The 17,700-nt window shown below is 59.2% G+C and carries 16 protein-coding genes, 3 tRNA genes and 1 riboswitch; of the genes, 15 read left to right on the forward strand and 4 right to left on the reverse strand.

Translation table 11 applies throughout. The annotated features are described in order from the left end of the window. The first annotated feature begins 35 nt into the window (after positions 1-35). The 4 genes from lon (at position 36) to NBG89_RS05600 (ending at position 6,463) form a co-directional block, all read left to right on the forward strand. Positions 36-2,450 carry an endopeptidase La gene (gene lon, locus NBG89_RS05585; RefSeq protein WP_088691819.1) on the forward strand — a complete coding sequence of 805 codons (2,415 nt, stop codon included), beginning with the start codon at positions 36-38 and terminating at the stop codon, positions 2,448-2,450. Positions 2,451-2,657: 207 nt separating this feature from the next. Beyond that, positions 2,658-2,933 carry a DNA-binding protein HupB gene (gene hupB, locus NBG89_RS05590; protein ID WP_007531759.1) on the forward strand — a complete coding sequence of 92 codons (276 nt, stop codon included), beginning with the start codon at positions 2,658-2,660 and terminating at the stop codon, positions 2,931-2,933. Between the two features lie 122 nt (positions 2,934-3,055). Beyond that, positions 3,056-3,204: riboswitch (FMN riboswitch) on the forward strand. An 81-nt stretch (positions 3,205-3,285) separates the two neighbouring features. Further along, entirely contained in the window at positions 3,286-4,185 is a 900-nt protein-coding gene (locus tag NBG89_RS05595) for a DMT family transporter (RefSeq protein ID WP_431322028.1), read from the forward strand. 79 nt (positions 4,186-4,264) lie between these two features. Next, a complete protein-coding gene (locus tag NBG89_RS05600; protein ID WP_431322029.1) occupies positions 4,265-6,463 on the forward strand; it encodes an esterase-like activity of phytase family protein in 2,199 nt (732 codons plus the stop codon). A gap of 63 nt (positions 6,464-6,526) precedes the next feature. Here the strand turns inward: NBG89_RS05600 and NBG89_RS05605 are convergent, their stop codons facing one another. Further along, complete coding sequence (locus NBG89_RS05605; RefSeq protein WP_431322030.1) at positions 6,527-7,513, reverse strand: aldo/keto reductase; 987 nt, start codon at positions 7,511-7,513, stop codon at positions 6,527-6,529. Positions 7,514-7,817: 304 nt separating this feature from the next. On the opposite strand from NBG89_RS05605, the gene NBG89_RS05610 reads away from it, so the two are divergent. Next, a complete protein-coding gene (locus NBG89_RS05610; protein ID WP_431322031.1) occupies positions 7,818-8,219 on the forward strand; it encodes a (R)-mandelonitrile lyase in 402 nt (133 codons plus the stop codon). A 6-nt stretch (positions 8,220-8,225) separates the two neighbouring features. On the opposite strand, the gene NBG89_RS05615 is transcribed toward NBG89_RS05610, so the two are convergent. From NBG89_RS05615 to NBG89_RS05625, 3 genes are all read right to left on the reverse strand, one after another. Further along, entirely contained in the window at positions 8,226-8,831 is a 606-nt protein-coding gene (locus NBG89_RS05615) for a class I SAM-dependent methyltransferase (RefSeq protein ID WP_431322032.1), read from the reverse strand. A 125-nt stretch (positions 8,832-8,956) separates the two neighbouring features. Continuing rightward, positions 8,957-10,003: a GGDEF domain-containing protein gene (locus NBG89_RS05620; protein ID WP_431322033.1), complete on the reverse strand. Its 1,047-nt coding sequence runs from the start codon at positions 10,001-10,003 to the stop codon at positions 8,957-8,959. Between the two features lie 342 nt (positions 10,004-10,345). Beyond that, a tRNA-Val gene (locus NBG89_RS05625) sits at positions 10,346-10,421 on the reverse strand. A gap of 399 nt (positions 10,422-10,820) precedes the next feature. On the opposite strand from NBG89_RS05625, the gene NBG89_RS05630 reads away from it, so the two are divergent. The 10 genes from NBG89_RS05630 (at position 10,821) to NBG89_RS05675 (ending at position 17,545) form a co-directional block, all read left to right on the forward strand. Next, positions 10,821-10,897: transfer RNA gene (locus NBG89_RS05630), tRNA-Asp, on the forward strand. A gap of 53 nt (positions 10,898-10,950) precedes the next feature. Next, positions 10,951-11,027, forward strand: a tRNA-Asp gene (locus tag NBG89_RS05635). Between the two features lie 323 nt (positions 11,028-11,350). Beyond that, positions 11,351-11,716: an NADH-quinone oxidoreductase subunit A gene (locus NBG89_RS05640; RefSeq protein ID WP_088691875.1), complete on the forward strand. Its 366-nt coding sequence runs from the start codon at positions 11,351-11,353 to the stop codon at positions 11,714-11,716. Further along, positions 11,707-12,291 (forward strand): NuoB/complex I 20 kDa subunit family protein, encoded by a 585-nt coding sequence (locus tag NBG89_RS05645; RefSeq protein WP_037063407.1) that lies wholly within the window; start codon positions 11,707-11,709, stop codon positions 12,289-12,291. Before NBG89_RS05640 ends, NBG89_RS05645 begins: the two co-directional genes overlap by 10 nt. 15 nt (positions 12,292-12,306) lie before the next feature. Then, on the forward strand, positions 12,307-12,909 hold the full coding sequence (locus NBG89_RS05650; RefSeq protein WP_431322034.1) for an NADH-quinone oxidoreductase subunit C: 603 nt from the start codon (positions 12,307-12,309) through the stop codon (positions 12,907-12,909). Positions 12,910-12,982: 73 nt separating this feature from the next. Beyond that, positions 12,983-14,173: an NADH-quinone oxidoreductase subunit D gene (locus NBG89_RS05655; RefSeq protein WP_088691826.1), complete on the forward strand. Its 1,191-nt coding sequence runs from the start codon at positions 12,983-12,985 to the stop codon at positions 14,171-14,173. Beyond that, on the forward strand, positions 14,173-14,445 hold the full coding sequence (locus NBG89_RS05660; RefSeq protein WP_088691827.1) for a hypothetical protein: 273 nt from the start codon (positions 14,173-14,175) through the stop codon (positions 14,443-14,445). The genes NBG89_RS05655 and NBG89_RS05660 overlap by 1 nt, the downstream gene beginning before the upstream one ends. A gap of 16 nt (positions 14,446-14,461) precedes the next feature. Beyond that, positions 14,462-15,595 (forward strand): NADH-quinone oxidoreductase subunit E, encoded by a 1,134-nt coding sequence (locus NBG89_RS05665; protein WP_431322035.1) that lies wholly within the window; start codon positions 14,462-14,464, stop codon positions 15,593-15,595. A gap of 10 nt (positions 15,596-15,605) precedes the next feature. Then, on the forward strand, positions 15,606-16,910 hold the full coding sequence (gene nuoF / locus NBG89_RS05670; RefSeq protein ID WP_431322036.1) for an NADH-quinone oxidoreductase subunit NuoF: 1,305 nt from the start codon (positions 15,606-15,608) through the stop codon (positions 16,908-16,910). 2 nt (positions 16,911-16,912) lie between these two features. Further along, entirely contained in the window at positions 16,913-17,545 is a 633-nt protein-coding gene (locus tag NBG89_RS05675) for a 5' DNA nuclease (RefSeq protein ID WP_431322612.1), read from the forward strand. Positions 17,546-17,700: the final 155 nt, after the last annotated feature.

The following is a 17,700-nucleotide window of genomic DNA, read 5'->3' on the forward strand; positions in this document are numbered from 1 at the left end:
AGAGCCCGGAAACGGGACGATGGAAAGGAAATAAAATGACGAAGAAAACGTCAGTTGCGAGCATTGCATATCCGGTTTTGCCCCTGCGCGACATCGTCGTCTTCCCGCATATGATCGTGCCGCTATTCGTCGGCCGCGAGAAGTCGATCCGTGCGCTTGAGGAGGTCATGGGATCGGACAAGCAGATCATGCTCGTTACGCAGATCAATGCGAGCGATGACGATCCGGAGCCATCTGCCATTCACAATGTCGGTACGGTCGCCAACGTATTGCAGCTGCTGAAGCTGCCTGATGGCACCGTCAAGGTTCTGGTCGAAGGTCGCGCACGCGCCGAGATCGATGCTTACACCGATCGTGAGGACTTTTACGAAGCCCTTGGTCACGTTCTCGAAGAGCCGCATGACGATCCGGTCGAACTCGAAGCGCTCAGCCGCTCGGTCGTGTCGGAATTCGAGAGCTACGTAAAGCTCAACAAGAAGATCTCGCCTGAGGTCGTTGGCGCCGCCAGTCAGATCGACGACTACTCGAAGCTCGCCGACACGGTCGCTTCGCACCTGTCGATCAAGATCACCGAGAAGCAGGAGATGCTGGAGACCACCAGCGTCAAGGCACGCCTCGAAAAGGCGCTCGGCTTCATGGAAGGCGAAATCTCGGTCCTTCAGGTCGAGAAGCGCATCCGCTCGCGCGTCAAGCGCCAGATGGAGAAAACCCAGCGCGAGTACTACCTGAACGAACAGATGAAGGCGATCCAGAAGGAGCTCGGCGACGGCGAGGAAGGCCGCGACGAGATGGCCGAACTGGAAGAGCGCATCTCCAAGACGAAACTGTCCAAGGAAGCCCGCGAAAAGGCCGATGCCGAGCTGAAGAAGCTGCGGCAGATGAGCCCGATGTCGGCCGAGGCGACCGTTGTCCGCAACTACCTCGACTGGCTGCTCGGCATTCCGTGGGGCAAGAAGTCGAAGATCAAGTCGGATCTCAACAACGCCGAAAAGATCCTCGAAGCCGATCACTTCGGTCTCGACAAGGTCAAGGAGCGCATCGTCGAGTATCTGGCTGTTCAGGCTCGTGCGACCAAGATCAAGGGTCCGATCCTGTGCCTCGTCGGCCCTCCCGGCGTCGGCAAGACCTCGCTCGCTCAGTCGATCGCCAAGGCGACCGGCCGCGAATATGTCCGTATGGCGCTTGGCGGCGTTCGTGACGAAGCTGAAATCCGCGGTCACCGCCGCACTTACATCGGTTCGATGCCCGGCAAGGTCATCCAGTCGATGAAGAAGGCGAAGAAGTCCAACCCGCTCTTCCTGCTCGATGAAATCGACAAGATGGGCCAGGATTTCCGCGGCGATCCGTCGTCGGCACTGCTCGAGGTGCTGGATCCGGCTCAGAACTCGACCTTCATGGATCACTACCTGGAAGTCGAATACGACCTGTCGGACGTGATGTTCATCACGACGGCGAACACGCTGAACATCCCTGCGCCTTTGATGGATCGCATGGAAGTCATCCGTATTGCCGGCTACACCGAAGACGAAAAGCGCGAGATCGCCAAGCGGCACCTGCTGCCGAAGGCCATCAAGGAACATGCGCTGCAGCCGAGTGAATTCTCGGTCAGCGACGATGCCCTGATGGCGATCAGCCAGCAGTACACCCGGGAAGCCGGTGTTCGTAACTTCGAACGCGAACTGATGAAACTCGCCCGCAAGGCGGTCACCGAGATCATCAAGGGCAAGACGAAGTCGGTTCATGTGACCGCCGAAAACATCGACGACTATCTGGGCGTTCCGCGCTTCCGCCACGGCGAAGCCGAACGCGAGGATCAGGTCGGTGTCGTCACCGGTCTGGCCTGGACGGAAGTCGGCGGCGAACTGCTGACGATCGAAGGCGTCATGATGCCGGGCAAGGGTCGGATGACCGTGACCGGCAACCTGAAGGAAGTCATGAAGGAATCGATCTCGGCGGCGGCGTCTTATGTCCGCTCGCGCGCTGTCGATTTCGGCATCGAGCCGCCTCGCTTTGACAAGAGCGACATCCACGTGCACGTGCCGGAAGGTGCTACACCGAAGGATGGTCCGTCGGCCGGTGTCGCGATGGCAACCGCGATCGTCTCGATCATGACCGGTATTCCGGTCGACAAGAACGTGGCGATGACGGGTGAAATCACCCTTCGCGGTCGCGTTCTGCCGATCGGTGGTCTGAAGGAAAAGCTGCTTGCAGCGCTTCGCGGCGGCATCAAGAAGGTGCTGATTCCGGAAGAAAACGCCAAGGATCTGGCGGAGATTCCGGATAACGTGAAGAACAACATGGAGATCATCCCGGTGTCCCGTATGGGCGAGGTGATCAAGCATGCGCTGATCCGTAGACCGGAGGCGATCGAGTGGGATGGCACGGTGGAAACGCCGGTCATTGCAACGGTCGAAGGGCTCGACGAAACGGGTGCAACCATAGCTCACTGAGCCTTGTTTGCCACATTCGCGCCCAATTGCTTAAAAACCCTGAAAAGGCTGGCGTTTTCGCCAGCCTTTTTTTGTGAAATTGGCACGCAGACTCTTGCATTTCCTTGATTTGCAGGGTCTTTGGGGTGCGGCGGGCCTGATGAACTCTATTCTGTGCCTGGCTTATAGATTTGAGTCGTTTCGAACCATTTAGAAAGGGGTGGAAACATGAACAAGAATGAACTCGTGTCCGCAGTTGCTGAAAAGGCAGGACTCTCGAAGACCGATGCTGCTTCCGCAGTTGACGCTGTTTTCGAAGTTGTCCAGGCCGAACTGAAGGGCAAGGGCGACGTTCGCCTCGCTGGTTTCGGTAGCTTCACCGTTTCCCATCGCGCTGCCACGAAGGGCCGCAACCCGTCCACCGGCGCAGAAGTCGATATTCCGGCTCGCAACGTGCCGAAGTTCACGCCCGGCAAGGGCCTGAAGGACGCCGTCAACGGCTGATACCAATTTGCTTGGCGGCCGGGCAACGAGGCCGGCGGTGCAAGTTTCGAAGGGTTCGGCCATGGCCGAACCCTTTTTGCATTTCGCGGACTTGTCGGCACGCGAGGTATATCTTACGAAATGGTTGTTCTCAGGGCGGGGCGAAAGTCCCCACCGGCGGTAAGAGTCTCGGCTCAAGCCCGCGAGCACCTTTTGGCCGGTGCCGAAAGGGTCAGCAGATCCGGTGCAATTCCGGAGCCGACGGTTACAGTCCGGATGAAAGAGAATGAGCGGTGCGGGCGAGGGCGGAATCCGTCCTCGCTGCGGTTCGCGCTCATGCGTCCTGATTTGTGTTGGTTTCGGAAAGAAAGACATGAATCAGACTTCCCCTACATTCTCTGCCCCGCGAGCTATGGTCGGTGCTGCGTGGATGATCGCTGCGGGCATCGCCTTCTCGATTCTCAATGTCATCACGCAATGGCTGACGATGACGCTCGCTTTTCCCTCCGCTTCGGCAGCCTTCTGGCAATATGCTTTTGCTCTGCTCTTCTCGCTGCCCTTTCTTCGGCGCGTCGGCCTTGGAGCTATGAGGACGCGCTATGCCTGGCGTCACATCGTGCGTGTCGCCTTGGCGGCATTTGGCGTGACGACCTGGGTCGCTGGGCTGGCGTCCGTGCCGATCTGGCAGGCAATCGCTCTGGTTATGACGTCTCCGTTCTTCATCATCATGGGTGCCCGCATCTTCCTTGGTGAATATATCGGCCCGGCGCGATGGGCGGCGACCGCCACCGGCTTCCTGGGAGCGATGATCATTCTGCAGCCCTGGTCGGATAGCTTCAGTTGGGCCGCGCTGTTGCCGATCCTCTCGGCCCTTCTCTGGGGCGCCTCATCGTTGATCACCAAGAGCCTTACTGGCGTCGAGCGACCGGAGACCATCACCGTCTGGTTGCTCGCCCTCCTGACACCCATCAACGGTGGACTGGCGGTGGCGGCGGGCTTCAGCATCCCATCCGGTATGACGCTCGTGCTTTTTGTTGCGGCAGGCCTCCTGACCGTGATGGCGCAGTATTTCTTGACACTTGCCTATTCAACGGCCGATGCCGCTTACATCCAGCCCTTCGACGATCTCAAGCTGCCCCTCAATGTTGTCGCCGGCTGGTTGGTTTTTGGCTATGCCCCAACGGGTTATCTCTGGTTGGGAGCGATACTGATCCTTGGAGCGTCGCTATTCATCATGAGGAATGAAATGAAGAAGGAACGCGGAGCCGCCTAGCCTCATCCGATTCGCCATTGTCATTCGGCTGTCATGCCCGTCCCGCAAAACGCCTCTGTATGAACTCATGGGGGATTTCATGACAGCTTTTTCTCCTAAGACAGCAATTGTTGCCGCGCTTCTGACGACGGTCGCGTTTCCGGCCGCCGCTGAAGCCGTTTTCAACCGCATCGCAACCTTTCCGGTGGCATCCAACCTGCCCGAGGGGAAAGACAAGCTTTCGACCACTTCGGCGGAAATCATCGCGGCCACCGACGACGGCATGACGCTGATCTATAGCGACAGTCCGCTCGGTGCGATCGGTTTTGTCGATATCTCAGACGCCAAGGCGCCGAAGGCCGGTGGGGCGCTGATGATGGACGGCGAGCCGACGTCCGTGGCCTCGGCCGCCGGCAAGGCGCTGGTTGCCGTTAACACGTCGGAGAGCAAGGCGAAGCCGTCCGGGCGCCTCGCGATCGTCGACGTTGCCACCAAGAAGATCGAGAACACCTGTGATCTCGGTGGCCAGCCGGATTCCATCGCGCTCAACAAGGACAAGACCCTCGGCGCGATCGCGATCGAGAACGAGCGCGACGAAGACGTCAACGATGGCAAGATCCCGCAGATGCCGGCAGGTGATCTCGTGGTGTTCCAGGTCAAGAACGGAACGGTCGATTGCGGCTCGATCAAACACGTCATGCTGACCGGCCTCGCAGGCATTGCACCCGAAGATCCGGAACCCGAATTCGTCTCGTTCAATGATCAAAACGAGATCGCCCTGACCCTGCAGGAAAACAACGAGATTGTCATAATCGACGCAGCGACCGTAACGGTAAAGGCACACTTCTCGGCTGGCAGCGTCGATCTGACCGGCATCGACACCAAGCGCGACGGCGCGCTGAAGTTTACTGGTGAACTCAAGGGCGTCTTGCGTGAGCCCGACGCCGTCAAGTGGCTGGACAATAATCGCTTGGTCGTTGCCAACGAAGGCGACTATCAAGGCGGTTCACGCGGTTTCACGATTTTCGAAAAGACCGGCAAGGTCCTCTATGAATCCGGTGCCTCCTTCGAACGCGCCGTCGCCAATATCGGCCACTACCCGGACAAGCGCTCTTCCGCCAAGGGTGTCGAGCCGGAAGGCCTGGAGGTCGCGACCTTCGGCGGCCAGAAATATATTTTCCTGCTTTCGGAGCGCGCTTCGGTCGTCGGTGTCTACAAGGATACCGGTGCAGAGCCGCAACTTGTCCAGATCCTGCCGTCGGGTGTCTCGCCTGAGGGAGGCGTGGCGGTACCGTCACGCAATCTGCTCGCTACGGCCAACGAAGTCGATCTTGGCAAGGATGGCGGCCCGCGGTCCCACGTGATGGTCTATGAACTTGGTAAAAGCGAGATGGCCTATCCGCAGGTCGTTGCGGCCGAAAAGGACGGCAATCCGGTCGGCTTTGCGGCACTCTCCGGTCTTGCCGCGGTTCCGGAAAAGCCGGGCCGGCTGTTTGCCGTCAGCGACAGCGTTCTCGCCATGCAGCCGACGATCTACACCATTGACGCAACCAAGAAGCCGGCCGTCATCACAGAGACGCTGACAGTGAAACGCGAAGGGCAGCCGGCACAGAAGCTCGACATCGAGGGTGTGGCTGTCGATGAGAAGGGCTGGTTCTGGTTGGCCTCGGAAGGCAACAGCGAGAAGCTGGTGCCGCACGCTCTCTATCACGTCAACCCGAAGGGCGAGATCAAGGAAGAGATTGCGCTTCCGAAGGAGCTCTTGGTGAACGAAATCCGCTATGGCTTCGAAGGCGTGACGATCGTCGGCTCAGGCGACGATGCGACGCTTTGGATGGCGGTCCAACGTGAGTGGAAGGATGATGAAAAGGGCATTGTCAAACTCGTCTCCTACAATCCGAAGAACAAGGAGTGGGGCGCCGTCCGCTATCCGCTCGACAAGTCCGAAGCGGGCTGGGTCGGTCTTTCCGAAATTTCCACTCATGGCGACAGCGTCTACATCATCGAACGCGACAACCTCGTGGGCGACGCAGCGAGGCTGAAGAAGCTCTACAAGGTTGCGGTATCGGAGCTGAAGCCCGCGAAGCTCGGCAGCGAACTGCGGCTCGTCAAGAAGGTTGAAGCCCACGACTTCCTTCCGGAGCTGAAGACCGCCACCAACGGCTACGTCCTCGACAAGCTCGAAGGTTTCGCCTTCGACGCCTCCGGTAAGGCCTATGCCGTCACGGACAATGATGGCGTGGATGATTCCTCGGGCGAAACTCTGTTCTTCCAGGTCAATCTCGTCGGAACGAACTGAGGTTCGCTGAGCCATGAAACAGAATGGCCGGGTCTATGCCCGGCCTTTTGTTGTTATTGCCTACTACCAACGCTGGTGGACATAAGGAGCGACCAATCGTTCGTAGATGTCGCGTGTGGCGTCCATTACGTCGTGTGAGAGCGGCGCGAGACTTGCAGCTGCCGCGTTTGCACGCGCTTGCTCGGCGTTGCGTGCGCCGGGAATGACAACAGTGACGGCATCGCTCATCAGGATCCAGCGGAGCGCGAAGGCCGCCATCGTCGCGCCCGATGGCACGAGCTTGCGCACTTCGTCCACAGCCTGCAGGCCGACCTCGAAGGGAACGCCAGCGAAGGTTTCGCCGACATCGAAGGCCTCGCCGTGGCGATTGAAATTGCGGTGGTCGTCGCTTGCGAATTTGGTCTCGCGGGTGATCTTGCCGGACAACAAGCCGCTGGCGAGCGGCACGCGGGCGATGACGGCGATATTTTTCCGGCGTGCCTCCTGGAAAAACAGGTGGTCGGGTCTCTGACGGAAGATGTTGTAGATGATCTGGATGCTGACAACACCAGGATACTCGATCGCCTTCAGCGCTTCCTCGACCTTCTCCACGCTCACGCCGTACCCCCTGATCTTACCGGCTTTCTGCAACTCGTTCAGACCGTCGAAGACCTCCGGGCGATAAAGCACCTCGGTCGGAGGGCAGTGCAACTGCACGAGATCGAGGCTGTCGACTCGCAGGTTTTTCAGACTGCGATCGATGAAGCCCTCAAGATTAGCCTTGGTGTAGCCATCGACGACATGCGGGTTGAGCCGGCGACCTGCCTTCGTCGCAACCATCGGCCGTACGCTGCCGCGGCTCTCTAGAACGTCGGCAATGATCTTTTCCGACCGGCCGTCGCCGTAGACGTCGGCGGTGTCGATGAAGGTCATGCCGGCGTCGAGCGCCGCGTTCAGCGCGTCGCGCCCGTCGGCTTCGCTGACATCGCCCCAGGCGCCGCCGATCTGCCATGCGCCGAAGCCGATATTCGTGACGGTGTGGGGCAGGTGGCCGAAAGAATGCTGTTTCATGGAAATCCTCCGCGTGATGAAATGCCTCGCCCTAGCAGTCGCTCAGGCGAGGAGCAAGCGCCTGTAGCGGAGATAGGGCGGCATCGCCGGAGCGTCGCCATTTCTTCCAGAGGGCAGCTCGAACGGCGTGATCTGCCGCCTCCCGCGGTTGTCGATGGATACGTTTCTGTCTCCGCTCGGTGACAAGAGTCGATGGCTATGACCAGGTGGGCCTGCGATCGAGCTACGCGCCGCTTGGACAATAAAGTCGCTTGGCTTACGGTCGCCTCTTAGACCGATCGTCAGGCACGAAAAGGAAACGTCGATGGAGATCAAACCTTGCGGATCGCGGCCCTCTATGAAGGCGCCGGCAGAATATTTCACAGGGTCGGTCCGCCAGGACCCATTGATGGATGCGCCAACCCCGGCACGGGTGAGGGTGGTCAGCGTCACGTTCGAGCCAGGCGCCCGAACCGCCTGGCATACGCATCCGTTGGGGCAGACTCTCGTTGTGACGGCCGGAAAAGGTCTGACACAGAGCGAAGGCGGTCCCCTTCGTGAGATTCGCGCCGGCGACACGGTTTGGTTCGCGCCGGGTGAAAAACACTGGCATGGCGCCGCCCCCGATACCGCAATGACCCACATTGCGATCCACGAAGCGCTGAACGGCAGCGCCGCTGACTGGATGGAACACGTCAGCGACGAGCAATATGCAGGAAAGGCCTGACGCGGATCACAGGCGCTTCAGGCAGTAGGAAAAGTGCGCATGCGATTCGACCGTCAGGAATTCGAATTGCCAGCCGTAATCCTTGCAGAACTTAGTGACCGCTTCGACGACGCCGTAGACGATCGGCTTGACCGTGTTGCCGGTGCAGAAATCGTGCCCGGCGATTCGTCCCGTCCGCTTGACCTTCTTTTCGCAAAGCAGCAGTTCCTGCCAGGTGAGCTCGAAGGAATGATCGGTATCGATGTAAGCCCAGTCGAGAAAGTCATCTTCGAATTCGGCGAGCTTTTCGAGCGATGTGCCCTGCATCAGGTGCAACTGCCCACTCTCGATCTGGTCCTTGAACTGATTGTGAATTTGATCGAGCCCCGAACTATAGCGGTCCATGCTCCAGGGATCGATCAGGTAGAGCTGCGCCGGTCGGTTCTTTTCAAGGATCTCCGCCGTGTATTCCCCAAAGGCAGCTCCGACTTCGACACCGATGCCGCCGTTTGGGATACGATAGAGCAACTCGCCGCGATCCGGCAGCAATCTGGCGTTCTCCATGTGATGGGCGGCAAGCTGGGTCCTCGGCATGCTCGCTCTTTGTGCCTGCCGTTCCTCGCGTGTTTTCATGATGATGTCTCGGATGATGCTTCAGTGGCTGGACCGTGCGGCCCGCGAGAACCATCTTATAGCCAGCGCGATGCAATGTTGGCTAGGCTTCTTCCGGAGTAAAGCCCAATCGCTGCGAACTGATTCTATCGATAGATCAGCCAGTCCTTGGGCACATGTGAGACATTCGCGACGCCATGGATGGAGACATTGTCGCCGCCCGATGCTTTTGCCATGCCGAGCGCCTTTTCGGCGAACGCGATAAGGGCGTCGGCCGTTCGGGCTTCCTTCGACATACATATCCCGATTGAGAATGAAAGCGGCGCTGCCCGTTTTCCCGATACCGGATGCACCACCGGCAATCCCTTCAGCCGATCACGGAGCCTGTCGACAAGCCGCATGATCTCCGTCTCATCTGCTGTTCGGAAAATGAAACCGAAGCGCCCCCGATCGAAGCGGCAAGCCAGATCCTCTTCACCGAACATCGCTTGGATCAACTCGCCGACTTTCTTGAGGACGGGCTCAAGAAGATTTGGAATGGCCGCAATGGTCTCGTAGCCGTCGATATCCGCAAAGGCGATCCCGCACAGATCGGGCAGACCCGATTTTTCATAGACGTTGGCGAGTTCCTTGTTGAAGACCCTACGGTTCCCTAGGCCGGTCACCATATCGACAAACCTGGCAGCATTTGCCGCGGCGGCCTCGCGCTGCACCTCCTCGAGTTTCTGCGATTTCTCCATCACCTTGGAAGCGAGCATTGCACTTTGTGCCTCGCGAGTATGTGTTGCCGAGCTTACCGATTGCAGCGATCGCGATAGCGCGTCCTTGTCTGTCACATCGTTGGCCTCAAAGACGCGGGCGGCTTGGCTGATGACACTTCCGTAGCGCGACAGAGCAGACTTTTCCTCGTCGAGCAGGGAGAGAATGCTCTGTAGTTCCTGCTGCACCTGGCCCGAACGCGCCTCGAGCTGGCTGCGTTCGAAGTGGTGGGGCAGGTAACGGCGTCCGATCCCATCCAGAGCCTCCTGCGTCTTGACCGGGCCGAGCGATCTGAGTTCGCGTGCGAGATCCGGACTGTTACCGGTCAGCGCCTCGAATATGAGCTCATAGTTACGCGGCAGTCCTTCGATTCCGAGTTGTTGCAAGACCGTTGCAATGCGAAAGGCTAGACTCGTATGCGTGTTGGACTGCACCTGATGCTCTCTCCGACGTGACTTCTTGCTACCACTGACGAGGCGGGGGTGACATGAACGGCGGCCATGGCCCGCTAATAACTATTGGCAGGCTGTGCTGGAGGCTTTCCGGCAGCGGCCTAGGGTATCATGCTCCCTGTGACAAACAACTTATGAGGACAATATTGAGCGCGCTCAATTAAGGCGAAGTAAATGAGCGCTCTGCGCAGTGACGCACGAATCATGTGCCAGGCTCGGCATTTCCTTCCTTGCTCGAGAGCGAGGTACGCAGTGCACGCCACCGGCTCAAGCGGCTCGCGAATACGTCGCCATCATCAGTAAACTATGAGGATAGTGAGGAAATGGTGGGCGATGAGAGACTCGAACTCCCGACATCCTCGGTGTAAACGAGGCGCTCTACCAACTGAGCTAATCGCCCTCGCGAGATCGGTCCGGTTCGGCCCGCCGCGTCGGTGGCCGTGATCTATGCGGATCGCGGACAAACCGCAAGAGTGTTTGTGAAGATTCTTTGATTTTTTTGAGCGGAGGCGCTCACGCCCCCCGTAGTCTCGGTGATTTTTGAGCTGTGGAAAACCGTCGGCGGTGCAGGCGAGGGCTCGGGGAATTGATTGTCTATGTGCGCTCGACAAATACTCCTCTGATAATACGCTGAATTTGCGCAGCGAATTTCGTTCTCCAGAAACAATTCGCAGAGTGTCATCGTTTTGTCTCCAAAGCTGCTTGACACTCAAATGCGAACCCCTTAGTTAGCCGCTCATCGAAGCGGTAAAGCTGCTTTGACACGGACGCGAAAGCCTCCGGATCGCTTGAAATGAATGCGGGTGTAGCTCAGTCGGTTAGAGTGCCGGCCTGTCACGCCGGAGGTCGCGGGTTCGAGCCCCGTCACTCGCGCCATTTCAAAATGGAGTGTCGTAAGGCGCTTGATCCGGTTATTCTGTCCACGATGCGCGGGTGTAGCTCAGTCGGTTAGAGTGCCGGCCTGTCACGCCGGAGGTCGCGGGTTCGAGCCCCGTCACTCGCGCCATTCTCTTCTCTCCTCCGTTATATTCTCTGCCAACGCGATCGCCGATTTCGGTGTTCTCTCTTGGCTCGGACGTTCTCTGTTGCTGCGAGCCATGCAATATCCGACGGGCTGACATGCAGACTGAATCGACTTGTGTGGATTTGTCGCGACATCATTGCATCTGCTTGATAATGTCGCGCGTCGACAGTCGAATTGGTGCTCTAAAAGTCTTGCGCCGTGGCGCTGGCTGCGCTAACCACGGCTCTGTTGCAACGCACGTTCGCTTGCCGGGCAATTGCCCACTTGCGCCTTCCTGGCGCAGCCCGCAAGCAGGGATGAACCTGATGACTGGACTGCTCAGTTCCTATATTCCGATCGCTATTTTCATTGGTATCGCCCTTGTAATCGGCCTGGCGCTTCTGATCGCGCCGTTTGCCGTTGCCTTCAAGGCGCCTGATGCGGAAAAGCTTTCGGCTTTCGAATGCGGTTTCAACGCATTCGACGACGCCCGCATGAAGTTCGATATCCGTTTCTATCTGGTGTCGATCCTCTTCATCATCTTCGACCTCGAAGTCGCCTTCCTCTTTCCGTGGGCAGTTTCGTTCGGCGCAATTGGCTGGTTTGGCTTCTGGTCCATGATGGTCTTCCTCGGCGTGCTGACCATCGGCTTTATCTATGAATGGAAAAAGGGAGCCCTGGAATGGGAGTAGCCCCAAGCGATAAGGCGCTCGTCGCGCCGCATCCGAAAGGTGTCATCGATCCCGCGACGGGCAAGCCGATCGGCAGCGACAGCGCCTTCTTCGGCGAAATCAACGATGAGTTGGCTGATAAGGGCTTTCTCGTTACCTCAACCCGAGATCTCATCACCTGGGCCCGTACCGGCTCGCTGATGTGGATGCAGTTCGGTCTAGCCTGCTGTGCTGTCGAAGGCCTGATGCAGGTCTCCGGTCCTCGCTACGACATGGAGCGCTTCGGCGTTGCTCCGCGCGCTTCGCCACGCCAGTCGGACGTCATGATCGTTGCCGGCACGCTGACCAACAAGATGGCGCCAGCGCTCCGCAAGGTTTACGACCAGATGCCTGAGCCGCGCTATGTGATCTCGATGGGGTCCTGCGCTAACGGCGGCGGTTACTATCACTATTCGTATTCGGTCGTGCGTGGCTGCGACCGTGTCGTTCCTGTCGATATCTACGTGCCGGGCTGTCCCCCCACGGCAGAAGCGCTGCTCTATGGGGTGCTGCTTCTGCAGAAGAAGATCCGTCGAACCGGAACGATCGAGCGCTAAGGGCGGAGGACTGTCATGAGTGGAGCCTTGAGCGAACTGTCCTCGTATCTCGGTGAGATGCGTGGTGATCTCTTTCTCGATGCGTCTATCAGCTACGGTGAGCTGAACGTAACTGCGACGCCGGAAACGATTCTGGCGCTGCTGACGTTCCTGCGCGACGATGCGCGTTGTGGTTTCGTCAGCATGATCGATATTTGCGGCGTCGACTGGCCGCAGCGCGAAAAGCGTTTCGATGTCGTCTATCACCTGCTGTCGCCGAAGCAGAACCTGCGCATCCGCATCAAGGTCGCCGTGGCCGATGGTGAGTCGGTTCCGTCGGCAACTGCTGTCTACAAGGGTGCTGAGTGGTTCGAGCGTGAAGCTTGGGACATGTACGGCATTCCGTTCTCGGGTCACGCCGACCTGCGCCGTCTGCTGACGGACTATGGTTTTGAAGGCCACCCGCTACGCAAGGACTTCCCGACGACCGGTTACGTCGAGGTGCGTTATGACGATGATGCTAAGCGCGTTGTCTACGAACCTGTCGAGCTGAAGCAGGAATTCCGCAATTTCGACTTCCTGTCCCCTTGGGAAGGCACCGAATACGTGCTGCCGGGAGACGAGAAGGCGGCGAAGTGAAGATGAGGCTCGGATTTCTTGAAGCCTCTCTGTTCGCCGTCTCATGCCAATTGCTAGCGCGGAGCGCGTCGCTATGACTGAACATAACGTTCGCAATTTTACGATCAACTTCGGACCGGAACACCCGTCCGCGCACGGTGTTCTGCGTCTCGTGCTCGAGCTCGATGGCGAAATCATCGAGCGCGTCGATCCGCATATCGGCCTGCTGCACCGCGGCACCGAGAAACTGATCGAGACGAAGACCTACCTTCAGGCCGTTCCTTATTTCGATCGCCTCGATTACGTCGCGCCGATGAACCAGGAACACGCTTTCGCGCTCGCCGTCGAAAAGATGCTGAAGCTCGAAATTCCGATTCGCGGTCAGCTGATTCGAGTTCTGTATTCCGAAATTGGCCGAATCTTGTCGCACATCATGAACGTGACGACGCAGGCCATGGACGTCGGCGCGATGACACCGCCGGTCTGGGGCTTCGAAGAGCGCGAAAAGCTGATGGTGTTCTACGAGCGTGCCTGTGGCGCCCGTATGCACTCTGCTTATTTCCGTCCGGGTGGCGTCCACCAGGATATCCCGCCGGAGCTGGTCGAGGATATCGGCAAGTGGTGCGACCCGTTCCTCAAGATCCTCGACGATATCGAAGGTCTTCTGACCGACAACCGCATCTTCAAGCAGCGCAACGTCGACATCGGCGTGGTATCGCTGGAAGATGCATGGTCCTGGGGCTTCTCGGGTGTGATGGTTCGCGGTTCTGGCGCTGCCTGGGACCTGCGTCGCTCGCAGCCCTACGAGTGCTACAACGATATGGAATTCGATATTCCAATCGGCAAGAACGGCGACTGCTACGACCGCTACCTGATCCGCATGATCGAGATGCGTCAGTCTGTTCGCATCATGAAGCAGTGCGTCGAGCGTCTGATGGGCAGCGCCAAGACCGGTCCGGTGTCGTCGATCGACGGCAAGGTCGTTCCGCCGAAGCGCGGCGAGATGAAGCGGTCCATGGAAGCGCTCATTCACCACTTCAAGCTTTACACCGAAGGCTACCACGTTCCTGCTGGCGAAGTGTACGCAGCCGTCGAAGCGCCGAAGGGCGAGTTCGGCGTCTACGTCGTCGCCGACGGCAGCAACAAGCCCTACCGTTGCAAGATCCGTGCGCCGGGCTATGCCCACCTGCAGGCGATGGACTTCCTCTGCAAGGGTCACATGCTCGCTGACGTAACGGCCGTGCTCGGTTCGCTCGACATCGTGTTCGGTGAGGTAGACCGCTGATGAAGCTGTTGCCGCTCGCCGCTCTCGTTCTTTTCGCTTCTTCCGGAGCCTTCGCTCAGGAAGTCGGTGGAATGGGCCCGAAATTGGGTCAGGACGAGGTGCAGCCTCCGGCAGCCAAGGCTTCCATGGGTGAGCTCTTGTCCAAGGGCTATGAAATCAAGGCCGCCGTTCCGAACGGCGGCAAGTTCGTTGTGTTTTTGCAAAAAGACCAGTCGGCCTACGCATGCGAGATGAAGTCTCTGACGGCATCGCAGTGCGGGACCATAAACTGACAAGGCGTGAGGAAGAATGTCCGTTCGTCGATTAGCCGAAGATCAATTCCAGCCTGCCGCGTTCGCCTTCAATGACGAGAACGCTGCCTGGGCGGAAAAGACGATCCAGAAATATCCCGCAGGCCGTCAGCAATCCGCGGTCATCCCGCTGTTGATGCGAGCACAGGAACAGGATGGTTGGGTCACGCGAGCCGCGATCGAAAGGATCGCCGACATGCTCGATATGGCCTATATCCGTGTTCTCGAGGTTGCGACTTTCTACACGCAGTTCCAACTGAATCCGGTCGGCACGCGCGCCCACGTCCAGGTATGCGGCACGACGCCCTGCATGCTGCGCGGCGCGGAAAGCCTGATGGCGGTCTGCAAGAGCAAGATCCATCATCATCCCTTCGAGCGGAACGCCTCGGGCACGCTTTCGTGGGAAGAGGTCGAATGTCTCGGGGCTTGCGTCAACGCGCCGATGGTCATGATCGGCAAGGATACTTACGAGGACCTGACGCCGGAACGTCTTGAGGAGATCATCGATACGTTCGAAGCCGGCAATGGCGCGAGCGTCACTCCCGGCCCGCAGATCAACCGTCACTTCTCGTCTCCGGAAGGCGGTCCCACGACGTTGCTGACCGAAGAGAAGGCGAAGAAGGTCTCCGCCAAAAAGGCCGTTCAAGAAGCCGTGACTGCAACCGTCGACGCGGCCCCGGTTCCTCCCTCGGAAGCAGCACGCGCGAAGAGCACCGATGCGGAAACCAATGCAGCGCTGAAAACGCCGGTCACGGCACCGAAGGCTGCCGCTAAGAATGTCAAAGCGGTGGAAGATCAACCAGCGCCGGCGACCGCGGCGCTGGTGCAAAATGCCGGTAAGCCTTCGCTCGGCGACAAGAACCGTCCCGCTGGCATCGAAAAACCCGCCGCTCCGGATGATCTGAAGATGATCTCCGGCGTCGGCCCGAAGATTGAAGCGACCCTGCATGAGATCGGCATCTTCACCTTCACGCAGATCGCGGGATGGAAGAAGGCCGAGCGCGAATGGGTCGATGGATACCTGAATTTCAAGGGCCGCATCGAGCGCGACGACTGGGTCAAGCAGGCCAAGGCGCTCGCCAAGGGCGGCGAAGCCGAATACATTAAAGTCTTCGGTAAGAAGCCGCGGTAAGGGGTGAAGCATGTTACAAGATAAAGACCGCATCTTTACCAACATCTACGGCCTCAAGGACAGGTCCCTGAAGGGCGCGATGGCGCGCGGCCACTGGGACGGCACCAAGCAGATCCTCGAAAAGGGTCGCGACTGGATCATCAACGAAATGAAGGCCTCTGGTCTTCGTGGTCGTGGGGGCGCCGGCTTCCCAACCGGTCTCAAGTGGTCCTTCATGCCGAAGGAGAGCGATGGTCGCCCGCACTACCTCGTCGTCAATGCCGACGAGTCGGAGCCGGGCACCTGCAAAGACCGCGATATCATGCGCCACGATCCGCATACGCTGATCGAAGGCTGCGTGATCGCAAGCTTCGCAATGGGCGCGAACGCCGCCTACATCTACGTCCGTGGCGAATATATCCGCGAGCGCGAAGCGCTGCAGGCTGCCATCGACGAGTGCTATGACTACGGCCTGCTCGGCAAGAGCAACAAGCTCGGCTATCCGATGGACATCTACGTCCATCACGGTGCCGGCGCCTATATCTGCGGTGAAGAGACCGCGCTGCTCGAAAGCCTTGAAGGCAAGAAGGGCCAGCCGCGCCTGAAGCCGCCGTTCCCGGCCAACATGGGCCTGTACGGTTGCCCGACGACGGTCAACAACGTCGAGTCGATCGCCGTTGCGCCGACCATCCTGCGTCGCGGCGCGTCCTGGTTCTCCTCGATCGGCCGTCCGAACAACGTCGGCACCAAGCTGTTCATGCTGTCGGGTCACGTCAACAAGCCCTGCACGGTCGAAGAGGAGATGGGGATCACCTTCCGTGAGCTCGTCGATCGTCACGCCGGCGGCATCCGGGGCGGCTGGGACAACCTGCTTGCCGTCATCCCCGGCGGCGCATCGTGCCCAATCGTTCCGGCCAAGGACATCATCGATTGCCCAATGGATTTCGACGGCCTGCGCGCCGTCGGTTCGTCCTTCGGTACAGCCGCGTCGATCGTCATGGACAAGTCCACCGACGTCATCAAGGCGATCGCCCGTATCTCGGCCTTCTTCAAGCATGAGAGCTGTGGCCAGTGCACGCCGTGCCGCGAAGGCACCGGCTGGATGTGGCGCGTGATGGAGCGCATGGCCAAGGGAAATGCCCAGAAGCGCGAGATCGACATGCTGTTCCAGGTCACAAAGCAGATCGAAGGCCACACCATCTGTGCGCTTGGCGATGCTGCCGCATGGCCGGTGCAGGGTTTGATCCGTAACTTCCGTCACGAGATCGAAGCGCGCATCGACCAGTATACGGCAAGCGCGCTGGATCACGGTGCGGTTCTTGAGGCAGCAGAGTAAGACTGATGACGAAGGCGTCCGACAGCAATGACAAGGAAGAGGTGGCTGATTTCTCGGCCGACTTCGGTCGTCTTGCTGCCGAGATGCTGGAGAACGCCCGCGCGCTCCCGGTGCCGCCTGTAATGGTGAACCCGGCTGCGGCAATGGCTGCGGCGACCGTGATCGGTCTCGGCTTTTCCACGCAGATGGCCGGCGCATTCTTCGGAGCCTTGCAGGGCGCGCTCGATGCAACGAGCAAGCTTGCAGCCGTTCTGGACGAAACGCCGCCCGATGAGCATAAGCCGCAGGTCGAGGTTCGGCCGGAGAACGTTCGTCCTGCGCCTGCCAACAAGGTTGCAGGGAAGGTCAAGCTTTCTGTGGTTGCAGCAGAGCCGATCGCAAAGCCTGTCGTGGTAACGAAGCCTGCTTCGCGTGCTCGAAAGGCCGACGATCTGAAACAGATTTCCGGCGTCGGCCCGAAGATCGAGCAGGTGTTGAATGCCAAGGGCATTCGCTCCTTTGCCGTGATCGCCAGCTGGTCGACCGAGGACGCGGCCCGCATCGACGCAGAGCTCGGTTTCGACGGGCGGATTGCTCGCGACGGCTGGGTTGACCAGGCTAAAGCACTGGTTGCTGGAGCGCGAAAGCGGAAATGAATTTTCGGCCGAAGAGGCCGGAGCAAGGTCAAGGCTGAAGAGTGAAGGGCAGGGGCCCGAAACTGCAAAGGCCGAAAGCCGATCCCGGATCTCGGGATGGGCGCAGAATTTGAGCGACACCGATGCCAACGGGGTAAGAACCGGCATGGCAGCGA

The sequence above is a fragment of the Rhizobium sp. YTU87027 genome (genome assembly GCF_050644135.1).
Classification (GTDB): domain Bacteria; phylum Pseudomonadota; class Alphaproteobacteria; order Rhizobiales; family Rhizobiaceae; genus Rhizobium.

What these genes read in the sequence shown, in the direction of transcription:
- NBG89_RS05645 (WP_037063407.1), top strand. Translation starts at nt 11,707, where the DNA reads ATGGGAGTAGCCCCAAGCGATAAGGCGCTCGTCGCGCCGCATCCGAAA.
- NBG89_RS05610 (WP_431322031.1), top strand. Translation starts at nt 7,818, where the DNA reads ATGGAGATCAAACCTTGCGGATCGCGGCCCTCTATGAAGGCGCCGGCA.
- NBG89_RS05665 (WP_431322035.1), top strand. Translation starts at nt 14,462, where the DNA reads ATGTCCGTTCGTCGATTAGCCGAAGATCAATTCCAGCCTGCCGCGTTC.
- NBG89_RS05600 (WP_431322029.1), top strand. Translation starts at nt 4,265, where the DNA reads ATGACAGCTTTTTCTCCTAAGACAGCAATTGTTGCCGCGCTTCTGACG.
- nuoF (WP_431322036.1), top strand. Translation starts at nt 15,606, where the DNA reads ATGTTACAAGATAAAGACCGCATCTTTACCAACATCTACGGCCTCAAG.
- lon (WP_088691819.1), top strand. Translation starts at nt 36, where the DNA reads ATGACGAAGAAAACGTCAGTTGCGAGCATTGCATATCCGGTTTTGCCC.
- NBG89_RS05640 (WP_088691875.1), top strand. Translation starts at nt 11,351, where the DNA reads ATGACTGGACTGCTCAGTTCCTATATTCCGATCGCTATTTTCATTGGT.
- NBG89_RS05615 (WP_431322032.1), bottom strand. Translation starts at nt 8,831, where the DNA reads ATGAAAACACGCGAGGAACGGCAGGCACAAAGAGCGAGCATGCCGAGG.
- NBG89_RS05650 (WP_431322034.1), top strand. Translation starts at nt 12,307, where the DNA reads ATGAGTGGAGCCTTGAGCGAACTGTCCTCGTATCTCGGTGAGATGCGT.
- NBG89_RS05655 (WP_088691826.1), top strand. Translation starts at nt 12,983, where the DNA reads ATGACTGAACATAACGTTCGCAATTTTACGATCAACTTCGGACCGGAA.
- NBG89_RS05595 (WP_431322028.1), top strand. Translation starts at nt 3,286, where the DNA reads ATGAATCAGACTTCCCCTACATTCTCTGCCCCGCGAGCTATGGTCGGT.
- NBG89_RS05660 (WP_088691827.1), top strand. Translation starts at nt 14,173, where the DNA reads ATGAAGCTGTTGCCGCTCGCCGCTCTCGTTCTTTTCGCTTCTTCCGGA.
- hupB (WP_007531759.1), top strand. Translation starts at nt 2,658, where the DNA reads ATGAACAAGAATGAACTCGTGTCCGCAGTTGCTGAAAAGGCAGGACTC.
- NBG89_RS05605 (WP_431322030.1), bottom strand. Translation starts at nt 7,513, where the DNA reads ATGAAACAGCATTCTTTCGGCCACCTGCCCCACACCGTCACGAATATC.